This window comes from Pseudomonas sp. FP2338 (assembly GCF_030687515.1).
GTDB lineage: Bacteria > Pseudomonadota > Gammaproteobacteria > Pseudomonadales > Pseudomonadaceae > Aquipseudomonas > Aquipseudomonas salomonii.
The window spans coordinates 3,780,922-3,795,175 of sequence record NZ_CP117436.1 but is presented as its reverse complement, the minus strand read 5'-3'; the positions used below and the strand labels follow the sequence as shown (position 1 = coordinate 3,795,175).

Sequence of the window (14,254 nt, the reverse complement as noted above, 5' to 3'; positions counted from 1 at the left end):
CTTTGTGACAAAACATCAGAGGCCGCGGGAAGTATCCGACTAAGACTAGTGGATCACTGGAAAAGGATGATTCATGAGAACAGGGATGTTCGCGTTCGGACTTGGCTTACTTTCGCTGCGGTTTTTACCCGCACTGCCGTCCACCGCTTGGCTATTGGCCATGCTGGTAGCGGCCTTGATGTTGCTGCCGTTTCGTGCCTACCCGCTGGCATTTTTGCTGTTGGGCGTGAGCTGGGCGTGCATGAGTGCGCAATGGGCGTTGGACGACCGGCTAAGGCCGGATCTGGACGGTCAGACCCGTTGGATTGAGGGGCGCGTAATCGGGTTGCCGCAAACCACCGGCACCGGTGTGCGCTTCGAACTGGCCGACAGCCGGTCACGCAAGGCCAGGCTGCCCAAGCGTATCCGCCTGTCCTGGCATGGCGGCCCGCAGGTTAACAGCGGCGAGCGCTGGCGGCTGGCGGTCACGCTCAAGCGGCCGGCGGGCCTGCTCAATTTCCAGGGGTTTGATTACGAGGCTTGGCTGCTGGCCCAGCGCATCGGCGCCACTGGTTCGGTGAAAGACGGCCAGCGCCTGGCGCCGGCCCGCCATGCCTGGCGTGACAGCGTCCGGCAACGCCTGCTGGCGGTGGATGCTCAGGGCCGCGAGGCGGGGCTGGCGGCCTTGGTGCTGGGCGACGGCTCGGGGTTGGCAACCGAGGATTGGCGGGTGTTGCAGGACACCGGCACGGTGCACCTGCTGGTGATTTCCGGCCAGCACATTGGCTTGCTGGCCGGTTTGATCTACGCCCTGGTGGCCGGGCTGGCGCGCTACGGCTGCTGGCCCCGCGCTTTGCCCTGGCTGCCATGGGCCTGCGGCCTGGCATTTACTGCCGCGCTGGGGTATGGCCTGCTGGCGGGTTTCGGTGTGCCGGTGCAACGGGCCTGCGTGATGGTCGGGTTGGTGCTGCTGTGGCGTTTGCGGTTTCGCCACCTGGGTGTGTGGTGGCCGTTATTACTGGCGTTCAATGCCGTGCTGGTGCTGGAACCGCTGGCCAGTTTGCAACCGGGATTCTGGTTGTCGTTTGCCGCCGTGGCCGTGCTGGTGCTGGCGTTCAGCGGGCGTTTGGGCGCGTGGAGCGTCTGGCAGGCATGGACCCGTCCCCAATGGCTGATCGCCATTGGGTTGTTTCCGGTGCTGCTGGTGCTGGGGTTGCCCATCAGCCTCAGCGCGCCGGTGGCCAATCTATTTGCGGTGCCGTGGATCAGCCTGGTGGTGCTGCCGTTGGCACTGCTGGGCACCGCACTGTTGGCGGTGCCGTGGGTGGGAGAGGGCGTGTTGTGGCTGGCTGGCGGTGCGTTGGACGGCCTCTTCACAAGCTTGGCGCTGCTGGCCGGGCTGCGCGCAGCGTGGGTGCCCGCCGACGTGCCGTTGGGTTATTGGTTGATCAGCGTCGCGGGCGCGGTGCTTTTACTCTTGCCCAAAGGCGTGCCATTGCGGCTGCTCGGCTGGCCGATGCTGTTGTTGGCGGTTTTTCCACCTAAGACCTTGGTCCCGCACGGGCAGGTGGAGGTGGTGCAATTGGATATCGGCCAGGGGCTGGCGGTGATCCTGCGCACGCGCCATCACGCCATGCTCTACGACGTAGGCCCGCGCTCGGGGGCGGTTGACCTGGGCGCGCGCGTGGTGCTGCCATCCCTGCAAAAGCTCGGGGTGGCGGCGTTGGATGCGATGGTAATCAGCCACGCCCACGCTGACCATGCCGGCGGTGCTGCAGCGGTTGCCCGTGTACTGCCCGTTGGGCGGGTTATCGGCGGCGAGACCGAAGGGCTGCCGACCTTTCTCGCGGCCCAACCCTGTAACAGTGGCGAGCGCTGGGAGTGGGATGGCGTGTCATTCGAGGTGTGGCAATGGCCTGGCGCCACCAGCAGCAATCCGAAATCCTGCGTCTTGCAGGTACAGGCCCGTGGCGAGCGGTTGCTACTGACGGGCGATATTGATGAGGCGGCCGAGAAAGCCTTTCTCGCGTCGCCCTTGGCGGTGCCGACCGATTGGCTGCAAGCGCCGCACCATGGCAGCCGCAGTTCCTCATCCTTGGCGTTTTTGCAGCGGCTTGCGCCCAAGGCCGTGTTGATTTCCCGAGGCCGTGGTAATGCATTCGGGCATCCCCATCCACAGGTGACGGCGCGTTACCAGGCGCTGGGCAGCCGCGTCTACGACAGCGCCAAGCAAGGTGCGGTGCGTGTGCAACTGGGCGGTTTTAGAGCGCCGGTTGTTGCGCGCAGTCAACGGCGCTTCTGGCGCGAAGCGTTACCGTAATACAGGCTTGCCAAACACCCGGGCCTGCGACAGGCGGGCCTGGTGCCTGCGAACCACGCGGGTGAACCTATATGGTAAAGTGGCGCACTTTTTCGAGGGGACATTCACTGTGTGGGAATTGGTCAAATCCGGCGGCTGGATGATGTTGCCGATTATCTTGAGCTCCATCGCCGCACTCGGCATCGTTGCCGAACGTTTGTGGACCCTGCGCGCCAGTCGCATAACCCCCGAGCATCTGCTTGGGCAGGTGTGGGGCTGGATCAAGAACAAACAGCTGGATAAAGAAAAACTCAAGGAGTTGCGCGCCAACTCGCCGTTGGGTGAAATCCTTGCAGCGGGCCTCGCCAATTCCAAGCATGGTCGCGAGATCATGAAAGAATGCATCGAAGAGGCCGCTGCCCGCGTCATCCATGAAATGGAGCGCTATATCAATGCGCTCGGCACCATCGCGGCCATGGCGCCTTTGCTTGGCCTGTTGGGTACGGTGCTGGGCATGATCGACATTTTCAGCTCGTTCATGGGTTCAGGCATGACCACCAACGCCGCCGTCCTGGCCGGTGGTATTTCCAAGGCCTTGATCACCACGGCAGCGGGCCTGATGGTCGGTATTCCGTCGGTGTTTTTCCACCGCTTCCTGCAGCGTCGCATCGATGAACTGGTGGTCGGCATGGAACAGGAAGCCATCAAGCTGGTGGAAGTGGTGCAGGGCGATCGTGATGTCGATTTCGTTGAGGGCCGAGCGTGAAATTTCGCCGCAAGCAACGGGAGAATGTTGATATCAACCTGGCGTCGCTGATCGACGTGGTCTTTATCCTGCTGCTGTTTTTTGTCGTGACTACCACCTTCACCCGCGAAACCCAGCTGCGCGTTGACTTACCCGAAGCAGTCAGTGGCTCACCGGCCGAAGACCAGCAAACCAAGCAACTGGACATTGCCATCAGCGCCGACGGGGTGTTTTCGGTCAATAACCAATTGCTCGAAAAAAATGACCTTGCCAGCCTGATGGCGGCGCTGGAGAAAGAGTCCGGCGGCGATACCAACATGCCGCTCTCCATCAGCGCTGACGGTAAAACCCAGCATCAAGCCGTGATCACTGCGATGGACGCCGCCGGCAAGCTGGGCTTCAGCCATCTGCGCATGACCACCGTCGAGGCGGCGAGCCCGCCCTGATGGCCATGTCCGATCGTTTGCTCAAGGCGTGGTACCAGGGCCATCCGGCACTCGCGCTGCTGCGGCCGCTGGAATTTTTGTACCGTCGTGTTGTGCAGCGCAAACGCGCGCGCTTCCTGGCGGGCGAGGGTGAGATTTATCAATCGCCGGTGCCTGTGGTGGTGGTGGGCAATATAACCGTTGGGGGCACGGGCAAGACGCCCTTGATCCTGTGGCTGATCGAACACTGCCGGCGCAGCGGCCTGCGGGTCGGCGTGGTCAGCCGCGGCTACGGTGCCAAGCCGCCGCAGTTGCCGTGGCGGGTCGAGCCCAGCCATAGCGCCGAAGTGGCGGGCGATGAGCCGTTGCTGATCGTTCAGCGCTGCGGCGTACCCCTGATGATCGATCCAGACCGCAGCCGCGCCGTCAAAGCCTTGCTGGCCAGTGAACCCCTGGACCTGATCCTCTCCGACGATGGCCTGCAGCATTACCGCCTGGCCCGCGACCTGGAACTGGTGCTGATCGATGCCGCCCGTGGCCTGGGCAACCGCCGCTGCTTGCCTGCCGGGCCTTTGCGTGAGCCGGTGGAGCGCCTGCACAGTGTCGATGCGCTGTTGTACAACGGCGCCGGGGGCGATCGCGAGGATGGGTTTGCCTTTCGCCTGCAACCCACGGCGCTGATCAACCTGAAAACCGGGGAGCGCCAATCGGTCGAGCATTTTGCCGCCGGCCAGCGGGTCCATGCCGTCGCGGGTATCGGTAACCCGCAACGTTTCTTCAATACCCTCGAAACGCTACACTGGCAGACGATTCCCCATGCGTTTGCCGACCATGCGCCCTACAGCGCAGAGGTGTTGAATTTCACACCGTCATTGCCGTTGGTGATGACCGAAAAAGACGCGGTGAAGTGCCGCGCCTTTGCCCAGTCCGACTGGTGGTACCTTGCAGTAGACGCATTGCCGTCACCGGCGTTTGTAGCCTGGTTCGACACCCAATTGATGCGCCTGCTGCCCGCCCGACTTTTGCCTTAAACCGCTTTTTCCAGGAAATACTCATGGACACCAAACTGCTCGACATCCTCGCTTGCCCAATCTGCAAAGGCCCGCTCAAGCTCAGCGCCGACAAAACCGAGTTGATCAGCAAGGGTGCCGGCCTGGCTTACCCGATCCGTGATGGCATCCCGGTAATGCTGGAAAGCGAAGCTCGTACCCTGACTACCGATGAGCGCCTGGATAAATGACCACCGCCTTTACCGTTGTCATTCCTTCGCGCTACGCCTCCACGCGCCTGCCGGGCAAGCCGCTGCAACTGATCGGTAACAAGCCGATGATCCAGCTGGTGTGGGAGCAGGCTTGCAAAAGCAGCGCCGAGCGCGTGGTGGTTGCCACCGATGACCCGCGCATCATCGAGGCCTGCAAAGGTTTCGGCGCTGAAGCGGTGCTGACCCGTGAAGACCACAATTCCGGCACCGACCGCCTGGCTGAAGTCGCCACGCAACTGGGGCTGGCGCCCGATGCGATTGTGGTCAATGTGCAAGGTGACGAACCCCTGATCCCGCCGTGCGTGATCGATCAGGTCGCCGCCAACCTGGCCGCCCATGGCGAGGCGCGCATGGCCACCCTGGCCGAACCCATCGAAGACATCGATACCCTGTTCAACCCGAACGTGGTCAAAGTGGTCAGCGATATCAATGGCCTTGCGCTGACCTTCAGCCGCTCGACCCTGCCGTGGGCGCGTGATGCGTTCGCCAAACAGCCCGACGTCTTGCCCGAGGGCGTACCGTACCGTCGCCATATCGGCATCTATGCCTATCGCGCCGGTTTCCTGCATGACTTCGTCAGTTGGGGGCCGTGCTGGCTGGAAAACACCGAGTCCCTGGAACAGTTGCGTGCCCTGTGGCACGGCGTGCGCATCCATGTGGGCGACGCGCTGGAAGCGCCGCCAGCCGGTGTCGACACCCAGGAAGACCTTGAGCGCGTCCGTCGCCTGCTGGGGGCCTGATGGAGGTTCTGTTCGTCTGCCTGGGTAATATCTGCCGCTCGCCCACCGCCGAAGGTGTGTTGCGCCATAAATTGCGCGAAGCGGGGCTGGCCGGCCGGGTTGAGGTGGCGTCTGCCGGCACGGGTGACTGGCATGTCGGTAACCCGCCGGACCAGCGCAGCCAGCGCGCGGCGCTGGTACGCGGTTACGACTTGTCGGCCCAGCGTGCCCAGCAGGTTTCCCGTGCAGACTTTGCTCGATATGACCTGATCCTGGCCATGGACCACAGCAACCTGCGCAACCTCAAGGCGTTGCACCCGGGCCAAGGTAAAGCCGAGCTGGACTTGTTCCTGCGTCGCTATGACGCCGAAGTGGACGAAGTGCCAGACCCTTACTACGAAGGCGAGCAAGGCTTCGAGCGGGTCCTGGACCTGATCGAGCGGGCCTGTGATTTATTGGTGATCGAATTGAAGGGGCGGTTATGACCTTGCAAGTGCTTGCGCAGGTATCGCTCAAGCCATTCAACAGCTTCGGCATCGATGTGCGCGCCCAGTGGTTTGCCGAGGCTCGCAGCGACGCCGATGTGCGTGAAGCCCTGGCCTATGCGGCGGCGCAGTCATTACCGCTGTTGGTGATCGGCGGTGGCAGCAACCTGCTGTTGACCCAGGATATCCAGGCGTTGGTGTTGCGCATGGCCACCCAGGGCATTCGGGTGCTGCAGGATGATGGCGTGCACGTGGTGGTCGAGGCCGAAGCGGGCGAAGCCTGGCACCCGTTTGTGTTGTGGACCTTGGAACACGGCTTCTGCGGCCTGGAGAACCTCAGCCTCATCCCCGGCACCGTCGGTGCTGCGCCGATGCAGAACATCGGCGCCTACGGCGTGGAGATCAAGGACGTATTTGCCGGCCTCACCGCGCTGGATCGCCACACCGGCGAGCTGCGCGACTTCAGCCTGCAAGAGTGCAACTTCGCCTACCGCGACAGCTTGTTCAAGCACGAAACCGGGCGCTGGCTGATCCTGCGCGTGCGTTTCGCCCTGAGCCGCGCCAGCCACCTCAAGCTCGACTACGGCCCGGTGCAGCAGCGCCTGGCCGGGCAGGGCATCACTGAGGCGACGCCGAGCGATGTCAGCCGTGCCATTTGCAGCATTCGCCGCGAAAAACTGCCCGACCCGGCAGAACTGGGCAATGCCGGCAGCTTTTTCAAAAACCCACTGGTGTCCCAGGTGTTGGCGGCTGAGCTGAAGGCGCAGTACCCGGACCTGGTGGCCTACCCGCAGGCCGATGGGCAGATGAAACTCGCCGCTGGCTGGCTGATCGATAAAGCCGGCTGGAAGGGCTTTCGCGACGGCGATGCCGGCGTGCATAAACTGCAGGCGCTGGTTTTGGTCAACTATGGCGCAGCCACCGGGCATGACATTGCCAACCTGGCGCTGCGCATCCAGCGTGATATTGCCGAACGTTTCAAGGTCGATCTGGAAATGGAACCCAACCAGTACTAAGCGTCAGCAATCCTGTGAAAACAAAAATGCCCCGTATCTTTCGATACGGGGCATTTTTTATTGCGCTAGCAATCAGTCATCGCGGCTCATGATGCCGAAGATCTGCAGCAGGCTGATGAACAGGTTGTAGATCGACACATACAGGCTGATGGTCGCCATGATGTAGTTACGCTCACCGCCGTGGATGATGGCGCTCGTCTGGAACAGGATGCACACGGAGGAGAACAGCACAAAACCTGTGCTGATCGCCAGCTGCAAGCCGCTGATCTGGAAGAACATGCCGGCAACCACTGCCGCCAGCAACACGAAGAAGCCTGCGGTAATGAAGCCACCCAGGAAGCTCATGTCCTTACGGCTGATCAGCACATAGGCCGACAGGCCACCAAATACCAGGGCAGTCATGGCAAATGCCGAACTGACCACTTCCGCGCCGCCGGCCATGCCGAGGTAACGGTTGAGGATCGGGCCAAGGATAAAGCCCATGAAACCGGTCAGGGCAAACGCCGACACCAGGCCCCAGGCCGAGTCACGCAGCTTGTTGGTCAGGAAGAACAGACCGTAGAAACCGATCAACACGACAAAGATATTCGGGTAGCCGACGCGCATCTGCTGCGCCACATACGCCATTACGCCGCTGAACGCGAGGGTAAGGGCGAGCAAGCCGTAGGTGTTGCGCAACACGCGGCTGACTTCAAGCTGCTCAGCCTGCGCGTTACCATTCAGTGCGTAATTCTGTTCGCGCATGGCGACACTCCTTCAGTTTTGAAACATTCAGTCGCAAGGATCATAACAGACGCTCTGTAACAAGCCATGGCAAGAGTTTGACAGTGTGTTTCATTCGGGTATTATGGCGCCCGCTGACACGGGATGGGCTATGATAATCCTGTGAAGCAAAAGGGAAATTGGCAGAGTGGTTGAATGCACCGGTCTTGAAAACCGGCGGACGTTAATAGCGTCTCCAGGGTTCGAATCCCTGGTTTCCCGCCAAGATTTACACAAAAGCCCCGCGATTGCGGGGCTTTTGCGTTTCTGGGGTTTGGTGTCGCCGCCATCTTAACGGCTGATCGTTTCCGCATCATTTCAGGCAGTTTCCGCAACTCTTTGCAAATTGCGGTCACCGAGTTGGCTTCACGATCTCTCCGACACGTCGATAAACTGTTTCGGTTATCCGCTTGTCCGTGTGTCCTAACAGTCGGCTTGCATCACCCAGGTCGAGGATCTCGCTTGCCGCTTTCGGGCGAATATCACGGAATTGGAATTGGCGAATGCTGGCCGCCAACACCCCGTCGCCTTTCTCTTTGGCGGTTGCGATAGCCTTGTCGCGTGCGTCGTCGAAGCGAAGGCGAAGCATGTGCTTGGTAACCTGCCGGCCATCCTCGGTGATGATCAGGTATGGGTTTCGGACACTGCGTGTTCGACGCTGCTCGATGAGCCGCTCTACCAGCGCGCCGAGATCGTTTAGCACCCCAGCAGCGGTCAGGCGTATGCGCAGTTTTTTGGATGTCTTGCCTTGGGCAACCTGCAGAAACTCATTCACTGCATCAGCCTCCCGCATCGATAGCACGTCCGCTGGGCGCTGGCCGGTCAAATAGGCCAGGTCCATTGCATCACGTAGCTCCGACGCCGCGACCGCGTAGACAGCGCTCCAAATTTCTTCGGTTGCATAAAAGTCGCGAGGCGCTTCTTTGTTCTTGCGCACGCCGGCGGCAGGGTTGTTTTCGGTGAGACCCCACTCGCGCGCGATGTTGTAAATGTGTGACAGCAACGATATTTCCCGGTTGGCGCGTACCTTCGCTGTGCGGCCGTCTCGGTACTGCGCGATAATCTGCGGTGTCACCGCGTCGATGGGAGCATCGGTGAAGCCTTTACGCAGCTGCTTCAGGCTCAGCAGATTATCGCTTTGCGTCTTCGGCGCCTTGCCGGGGATGATCTCTCGCTCGTATCGGTCGAACACCTGGCCCAGAAGAGCATTCTTCTTCGGCACCGGCTTGCAATCGAGCTTTGCCCATTCAGCCTTGGCGATATCCAAGTCACCCCCGAGCGGGATTTCCACCCGCTTCCCGTCTTCATTCCTCCCGTCGTAGTAATACCCAACCCACTCTTTACCGCCTTTCAGCGTGCGCACCCGCCGAATCATTCGTGGCGGCAGGTCCCTGTTTGCCGCCTTTTTTGCTCGCATCGACTTATCCTACTTTTGATAGATCCAGCGACCAGACCTCGGCCGCGACGTTTTCTGCTGACGGTTTCACGCCCGCCAGCTTCATCCGGGCATAGACTCGGCCAACAACCGGCCGACGCGCCCGCGTCAGTACGTATTTCCAGCCGTTCCGGTTGAGCCACGCAATCTGGCCAGACGGGATCATGTAGCCTGTGATCGCCGCGAGCTCTTCCTCGGCAAGCGTTTCGCTTTGCATTTCCATGGTGTGCACCTCTATTGCTCAGGCTTGTGGAGTGATACGCCAGGCTGCGCTGTCCTGATGATTTGGATGACCAGGCTGAAGGTGATCAGCAACCAGGTGCAGGTGCCGGCGAAGGCGCCAATGAGGTCGGCCGTCTCGCCATCCATGAGCAGGCCGGGGGCGGTCCAAAAGAACCAGCAGATGCTGGCTGACACGTACAGCACCAGGCCCAGCATGATCAGGGTGAGTTTTGTTGCAAACATGGGGTGTCCTTGCCGCGCTGGGCGGCAGAAGGTGGGTTACAAGGCCATTTCGGCCTGGGTTCCTCGCTGCCAGATCGGGGAACTGTTGTGCGACTCGATGCGGTCGGCGATGACGTTGGCGCGCTGGCCGGCGGTCGGCGGGGCGTACATGCCGAAGCGACTGATGCTGCCGCCGTTTACCGCGGCGTTTGTAGAGTCGGCGGACGCGAAGGGCAGGTGCTGGAATATTGCAGGGTCGAGCATTCGCAGGCCATGGAGCCTGCAAGCCGGGCGTCCTTGGTCATCGCAGATGGCATCCATCGCGACGCCCATCCGCTTCCACCATGCTCCAGTGCCCGGTGAAGCCCATTGCCCAGAACTGCCCAGGGCGACCGTACGCCAACACCCTGCCAGCCGCTGCAACCGCTCAAGCGATTCGTGCAAGTGCCATACAGGAACTCCGCGAAGCTCTTCTGGCCACTGCCGAACAAGCTCGTCATTGGCCTCTTCATCACCGTCAATGACGTCCGGAATGAGCGCCCAAGTGAATCCGGGGTGCCGGTGCCAGTCTTCGACCCAGCGCGTGTATCCATCGACGTCTACCTGACCGCCTTTTTTCCACACTGTGAATGCGCCGTTATCGAAAACAAACGACTTGCATACATCCGCGACGATCCCGAGATCGTCCTTGCGTGGGAACGGCACCAGCGCATGCCGGCCGGCGAGGAACTTAGCGGCATCCTCTCGCTTACCGCCGACAGGCGTGCCGTGATAATGGATCATCCGCTGAGCCTCACTGTTTCGATCTCGACGCCCTGGTGCGTGGCAACGATGGTTTGATCGCCGCCCAGGGATTCGGCCAGGCTGTCGGCAATTTGTTCGTGCCAACCCTTTTTGATCAGTGCTGTCGCTGCCTTGATGTGCTCGACGTGAATCATGGCGTTCGACCGCAACTCAAGGCGGTAGATGATCGTTTCCCCGTCTGAAGGGCAGACGGCTGCGAAGGTGTGTCGATAAATATTCACGCGCATACCTCGCCCGCCGATCACCGGCAGGCATGTAGGGGGACTGGGGTTAGGGGGTCTTGCGTTCTGGCGGGGAGGGCGGGAATCCAAAGTAGTGCCGGCGCTTTCCGGTGTAGCCGCATTCGCTGCAACCCGTGGACGGGCCGCAGCTGCAACCACCCTCGCAACCGCAGCCACACCCCGAGCAATCCAAAGTGCACCAGCTTTCCTGCTCGACCTCGCCTTCCTGGTTGATCGAGTAGTTGACTCGGCGGTCGAGGCGAAAGCCTGTGATCTTCTCGGCATCCTCATAGGTCGCCGGTACCGAACGGAACCCATACTGGGCGGCAGGATCATCCACGAAACGGCGAACAACTCTCATGGCCTCTGCCCCTTGTAGATGAAGAAGTAGGCGAACCAGAGGGTGGAGATCATCAGTAGTTCTCCCAATTTAAGCCCTGGATGTATTCGTTCGGGATTGTCACTGCTGCTTCCGGTATCACGCTTTCTGCCCGGCCATCGCCGAAGTACCCGATTGCCGCTTGGGCCCGCTCCATTGACAGACGAGCGTGTCGCAGTTGCCAGGCCTTGCGTGCCTTATAAGAGCGCAGTGCCAGCGCCTTGTCGGTGTAGGCGAATCGACGGCCCCAGTTGCCACCGTCTTTCAGCACGCGCTTTCTGCGCTTCTTAATCGCCTCAGCGGTCCAGCTGTATTGCGGGCCTTTGACCAGGTCGCAGGTATGGGTATCGCCGATGTAGAAACACTGCGCGGTTTCGCCGATCACCTGATAAGTGATGCAGTGCACCTCCAGGCCTTCCGGGCCAATGGTGTCTATATAGCGGAAGTGGTCCGGCCAGGCTTCGTTGATTTCTTCAGGCATGACTTCGTCCTTGCCGCTATAGCGGCTGACTTTGGATAGGTTGGGTGTGAATAAAAATCTTTTTGGATGGGTATATCGCTGAGATTCGCCTCGGTCGCATAATCGCAGCCTTAACATCAGAGCAAACGCACATGCGAAACAGAGGCCAGGTTTACTGGGAATGGGTAAATACTGCGATCCACACACGCTCTGTGGACGAACGACTGGTTGACGGGACCTTTTTGAATGTCCAGGTCCGTATGTCTCTTTTAGGGAGAACTCAGCTTTTTATCGGTGTGTACGCGGCTAAGGGAATGATGCTTTATGAGGAAGCATTTGATTCCACCCCAGCAGAAACTATGACAAAGGCTTTGGCATGGGGTCTTGAGCAGGCGAGGATAAAAGCTCCGGCGCTCTCGTTAACTTCAAAATCCGCTGAGTCAGCTCCTCTTCCTAGGCCAGGTTCGCGCCAGGGCGAGTAGTCTGATAACCACTTTCCTTGCTGGAGTACGGATGTACTCCTGTCGGGATTCGGCGTTCAAGTGGCTGGATGCGTTGCGTTCCATTGCTCGAAAGCTTCTTGAGTGTTGGCCGCCGTGACCTTCTCGTCGCAGGTGTAGCAGTGCGCTATCCCGCCAGCGGCACCGACATCTCGATGACCTTTCTTGCATGGGTTCATGCGCCAGTCAGAATCCTTAGGGCTCAAGAACTCGCGCATTTCAGTCAGCACCTGATCATGCTCCAAGTCGTTCGGCTCAACGTCTTCGTGGCACTCAATCTCGTTATCGAAGTTGGCAACGATGCGCTGGATCAGCGACGTAGCAATGTCAGCCCGCTCATCCGCTGCGGTCAGGCGCTGTTGCAGGGCTTGCTCGCGGACGAGCGAATTGTGCAGCTGCAACTGAAGGTCGGCCACTTGCTCGGCAGTCATGCTGCCGCAGAGCTTCAGGTAGTCCTGGTTCTCTCTGGCATATCGTTGATGCAGGGTTTCGTCTTGATGGGTGGGCATGGGGAGTCCTTGCCGGGCCATGCCCGGGTATTGGAAGGAAGACAGATCGAAGATAGAGTTAAGTGATCACCGGGGAGGGTAATCATGGGCTGCTACATATGTGGGGATGAGGTTGCGCCAATCGTGCTGCCGGACGTTCAGGAATATCCTTGCCCGTCATGCGGAAGCTATCGGATTACCGACACTGCAATTGGGCTTCTCAAGGTGCATCCTTGGAAGTTCGATATCTATCTAGCGCAGCGGTGGATAGCTGATCAGCAGGGGGATGGAACCATCCCATTAATCGATTCAGATATTGTCAGCAGGCTTGTGTACGTTTAGGCCAGTTTCGATTTGGTAATGGCGCCTTTGCTTAGGTATTGGAGTCCTTGCCGGGCCATGCCCGGGCGGTGGAGTTGATTGATTTGAACTGCTGATTCCACCAGGTGCCGAAACAGCTACCACCCAGAGGACATATCGATGACTGAAGAAAAGAAGAAAGAGGCCGAGCAAGAAACCCCAGCGCATTCCACCGAGGAAGAGCGGCAGCGCCTGAAGGACTTCAACAAAGACGGCATACCGCCTGGCGCTTGCTGATCAGTCCGCCAATTGACGCAATAGCCGCCGGCCGATCCAGCGAACCACGGTGACGGCCTTGCTGTTGCCGATCGCCTTGTAGCGGTGACCGTCCGGGCATTCGCTGGCAGGCTTACCGCGCCAGGGGATCAGTGTGTAGTTGTCGGCCATGCCCTGCAGGCGTTCGCACTCGCAAGGAGTGGAGCGCCGAATCCTGGAGCCCGTGAGGATATGTGGTGTACCTCCCGGATCTGGTGCGTGGTTGCCCGCTTGGAGGGTATGGGTGAGCTCGCCAGTCAGCGCGCCGTTGCGAACATCGACGCCGTGTACGAAAAACGTCTCGCTTTCAATATCAAGTCGGCTGTCCTTGGCGGTGAGCGTTGCCGATCGCTCGATCGAGCCACCCAGGCTATGCCCGCCGAATGCCGGGATGCCGCCAAACATATCGACCGCCGGACCTTCATCGCCTTCGCAGTTCGGGCAACCGTACTGGCCTAGGGATTCAGCAAAGACGGATCCACATCCGCACTGGAGCGCAGGGCCGAAAGGAGCTGTTCCGGTAACGTCTTGCCCCTCGCCTCGGCGCGGCGCAGTATCCCGGCGCATGCCTTCGCGCTCAAAAAGTACCTCGGTGGGATCGAACCCGTCTCGAGCACTTGCGACAACGAACACACGACGGCGTCGTTGGGCCAGGCCGAAATATTGGGCGTCCAGGACCCGCCACGCGATTGTTCTTTTGGGTCCATACACACAACCAGCGTCCTGCCATTTCTTCCCTGGAGGCTGCAGCTCGCAGTCTTCCCCAGCAAGCGCGCCAAGAAAGCATCCGAAGGCGTTCCCTTTGTCACTGAGGACGCCGGGGACGTTCTCCCAGACGATGACGCTGGCGGGTTTGCCGTTGATGGCTCGAACATAGTCAGCTGCATCTGCAAGCTCCACGTATTTGATGGTGAGGGCGCCGCGCGGGTCGGTGAGACCTTCGCGCATACCGGCGACCGAAAAGGCCTGGCACGGGGTGCCGCCGACCAGCACGTCAGGCGCCGGGATCTTGCTGGCCAGCACCAGGGCGGCCAGCTTGGTCATGTCGCCGTGGTTCGGCACGTCGGGGTAGTGGTGAGCTAGCACCGCCGAAGGGAACGGCTCAATCTCGGCGAACCAGGCGGCGCGCATGCCCAGCGGGTGCCAGGCCTGTGTCGCGGCTTCGATGCCGCTGCACACAGAGCCGTAGGTGATATCGGGCATAGGGGATCCTCGCC

At 60.4% G+C, this 14,254-nt stretch carries 18 protein-coding genes and 1 tRNA gene; 9 read left to right on the top strand and 10 right to left on the bottom strand.

Going from position 1 to position 14,254, the window contains the following annotated elements:
* Nucleotides 1-73 precede the first annotated feature (73 nt).
* The 8 genes from PSH96_RS17080 to murB all read left to right on the top strand — a co-directional run bounded on the left by PSH96_RS17080 (nt 74) and on the right by murB (nt 6,929).
* Complete coding sequence (locus tag PSH96_RS17080) at nt 74-2,299, top strand: DNA internalization-related competence protein ComEC/Rec2 (protein WP_305454022.1); 2,226 nt, start codon at nt 74-76, stop codon at nt 2,297-2,299.
* A 109-nt stretch (nt 2,300-2,408) separates the two neighbouring features.
* The gene (locus PSH96_RS17075; RefSeq protein ID WP_016969293.1) at nt 2,409-3,044 is read left to right on the top strand and encodes a MotA/TolQ/ExbB proton channel family protein; all 636 of its coding nucleotides are present in this window, start codon (nt 2,409-2,411) and stop codon (nt 3,042-3,044) included.
* Nucleotides 3,041-3,469, top strand: a complete 429-nt coding sequence (locus PSH96_RS17070; RefSeq protein ID WP_305454021.1) for a biopolymer transporter ExbD — start codon at nt 3,041-3,043, stop codon at nt 3,467-3,469. Before PSH96_RS17075 ends, PSH96_RS17070 begins: the two co-directional genes overlap by 4 nt.
* Entirely contained in the window at nt 3,469-4,479 is a 1,011-nt protein-coding gene (lpxK, locus tag PSH96_RS17065; protein ID WP_305454020.1) for a tetraacyldisaccharide 4'-kinase, read from the top strand. Before PSH96_RS17070 ends, lpxK begins: the two co-directional genes overlap by 1 nt.
* A 23-nt stretch (nt 4,480-4,502) precedes the next feature.
* A complete protein-coding gene (locus PSH96_RS17060; RefSeq protein WP_003174668.1) occupies nt 4,503-4,688 on the top strand; it encodes a Trm112 family protein in 186 nt (61 codons plus the stop codon).
* A complete protein-coding gene (gene kdsB, locus PSH96_RS17055) occupies nt 4,685-5,449 on the top strand; it encodes a 3-deoxy-manno-octulosonate cytidylyltransferase (RefSeq protein WP_058419882.1) in 765 nt (254 codons plus the stop codon). The genes PSH96_RS17060 and kdsB overlap by 4 nt, the downstream gene beginning before the upstream one ends.
* Nucleotides 5,449-5,913 (top strand): low molecular weight protein-tyrosine-phosphatase, encoded by a 465-nt coding sequence (locus PSH96_RS17050; protein WP_305454019.1) that lies wholly within the window; start codon nt 5,449-5,451, stop codon nt 5,911-5,913. Before kdsB ends, PSH96_RS17050 begins: the two co-directional genes overlap by 1 nt.
* Nucleotides 5,910-6,929 carry a UDP-N-acetylmuramate dehydrogenase gene (murB, locus tag PSH96_RS17045; RefSeq protein WP_305454018.1) on the top strand — a complete coding sequence of 340 codons (1,020 nt, stop codon included), beginning with the start codon at nt 5,910-5,912 and terminating at the stop codon, nt 6,927-6,929. The genes PSH96_RS17050 and murB overlap by 4 nt, the downstream gene beginning before the upstream one ends.
* Before the next feature lie 72 nt (nt 6,930-7,001).
* Here murB and PSH96_RS17040 read toward each other — a convergent pair whose 3' ends face one another.
* On the bottom strand, nt 7,002-7,673 hold the full coding sequence (locus PSH96_RS17040; protein ID WP_305454017.1) for a Bax inhibitor-1/YccA family protein: 672 nt from the start codon (nt 7,671-7,673) through the stop codon (nt 7,002-7,004).
* 152 nt (nt 7,674-7,825) lie between these two features.
* Between PSH96_RS17040 and PSH96_RS17035 the strand changes: the two genes are divergently transcribed.
* Nucleotides 7,826-7,916: transfer RNA gene (locus PSH96_RS17035), tRNA-Ser, on the top strand.
* A gap of 127 nt (nt 7,917-8,043) precedes the next feature.
* On the opposite strand, the gene PSH96_RS17030 is transcribed toward PSH96_RS17035, so the two are convergent.
* The 9 genes from PSH96_RS17030 to PSH96_RS16985 form a co-directional block, all read right to left on the bottom strand.
* On the bottom strand, nt 8,044-9,108 hold the full coding sequence (locus tag PSH96_RS17030; RefSeq protein ID WP_305454016.1) for a tyrosine-type recombinase/integrase: 1,065 nt from the start codon (nt 9,106-9,108) through the stop codon (nt 8,044-8,046).
* A 4-nt stretch (nt 9,109-9,112) separates the two neighbouring features.
* Nucleotides 9,113-9,349, bottom strand: coding sequence for a DUF4224 domain-containing protein (locus PSH96_RS17025; protein WP_305454015.1), 237 nt, complete (start codon nt 9,347-9,349; stop codon nt 9,113-9,115).
* 11 nt (nt 9,350-9,360) lie between these two features.
* Complete coding sequence (locus PSH96_RS17020) at nt 9,361-9,591, bottom strand: hypothetical protein (RefSeq protein ID WP_305454014.1); 231 nt, start codon at nt 9,589-9,591, stop codon at nt 9,361-9,363.
* Between the two features lie 36 nt (nt 9,592-9,627).
* Complete coding sequence (locus PSH96_RS17015) at nt 9,628-10,353, bottom strand: hypothetical protein (protein WP_305454012.1); 726 nt, start codon at nt 10,351-10,353, stop codon at nt 9,628-9,630.
* Nucleotides 10,350-10,601 carry a hypothetical protein gene (locus PSH96_RS17010; RefSeq protein WP_305454011.1) on the bottom strand — a complete coding sequence of 84 codons (252 nt, stop codon included), beginning with the start codon at nt 10,599-10,601 and terminating at the stop codon, nt 10,350-10,352. Before PSH96_RS17010 ends, PSH96_RS17015 begins: the two co-directional genes overlap by 4 nt.
* Before the next feature lie 43 nt (nt 10,602-10,644).
* Complete coding sequence (locus PSH96_RS17005) at nt 10,645-10,956, bottom strand: hypothetical protein (RefSeq protein WP_152609432.1); 312 nt, start codon at nt 10,954-10,956, stop codon at nt 10,645-10,647.
* 52 nt (nt 10,957-11,008) lie between these two features.
* Nucleotides 11,009-11,455 carry a hypothetical protein gene (locus PSH96_RS17000; protein ID WP_305454009.1) on the bottom strand — a complete coding sequence of 149 codons (447 nt, stop codon included), beginning with the start codon at nt 11,453-11,455 and terminating at the stop codon, nt 11,009-11,011.
* A 517-nt stretch (nt 11,456-11,972) separates the two neighbouring features.
* Entirely contained in the window at nt 11,973-12,443 is a 471-nt protein-coding gene (locus tag PSH96_RS16990; RefSeq protein WP_305454006.1) for a hypothetical protein, read from the bottom strand.
* 576 nt (nt 12,444-13,019) lie between these two features.
* Complete coding sequence (locus PSH96_RS16985; RefSeq protein ID WP_305454005.1) at nt 13,020-14,240, bottom strand: DNA cytosine methyltransferase; 1,221 nt, start codon at nt 14,238-14,240, stop codon at nt 13,020-13,022.
* Nucleotides 14,241-14,254: the final 14 nt, after the last annotated feature.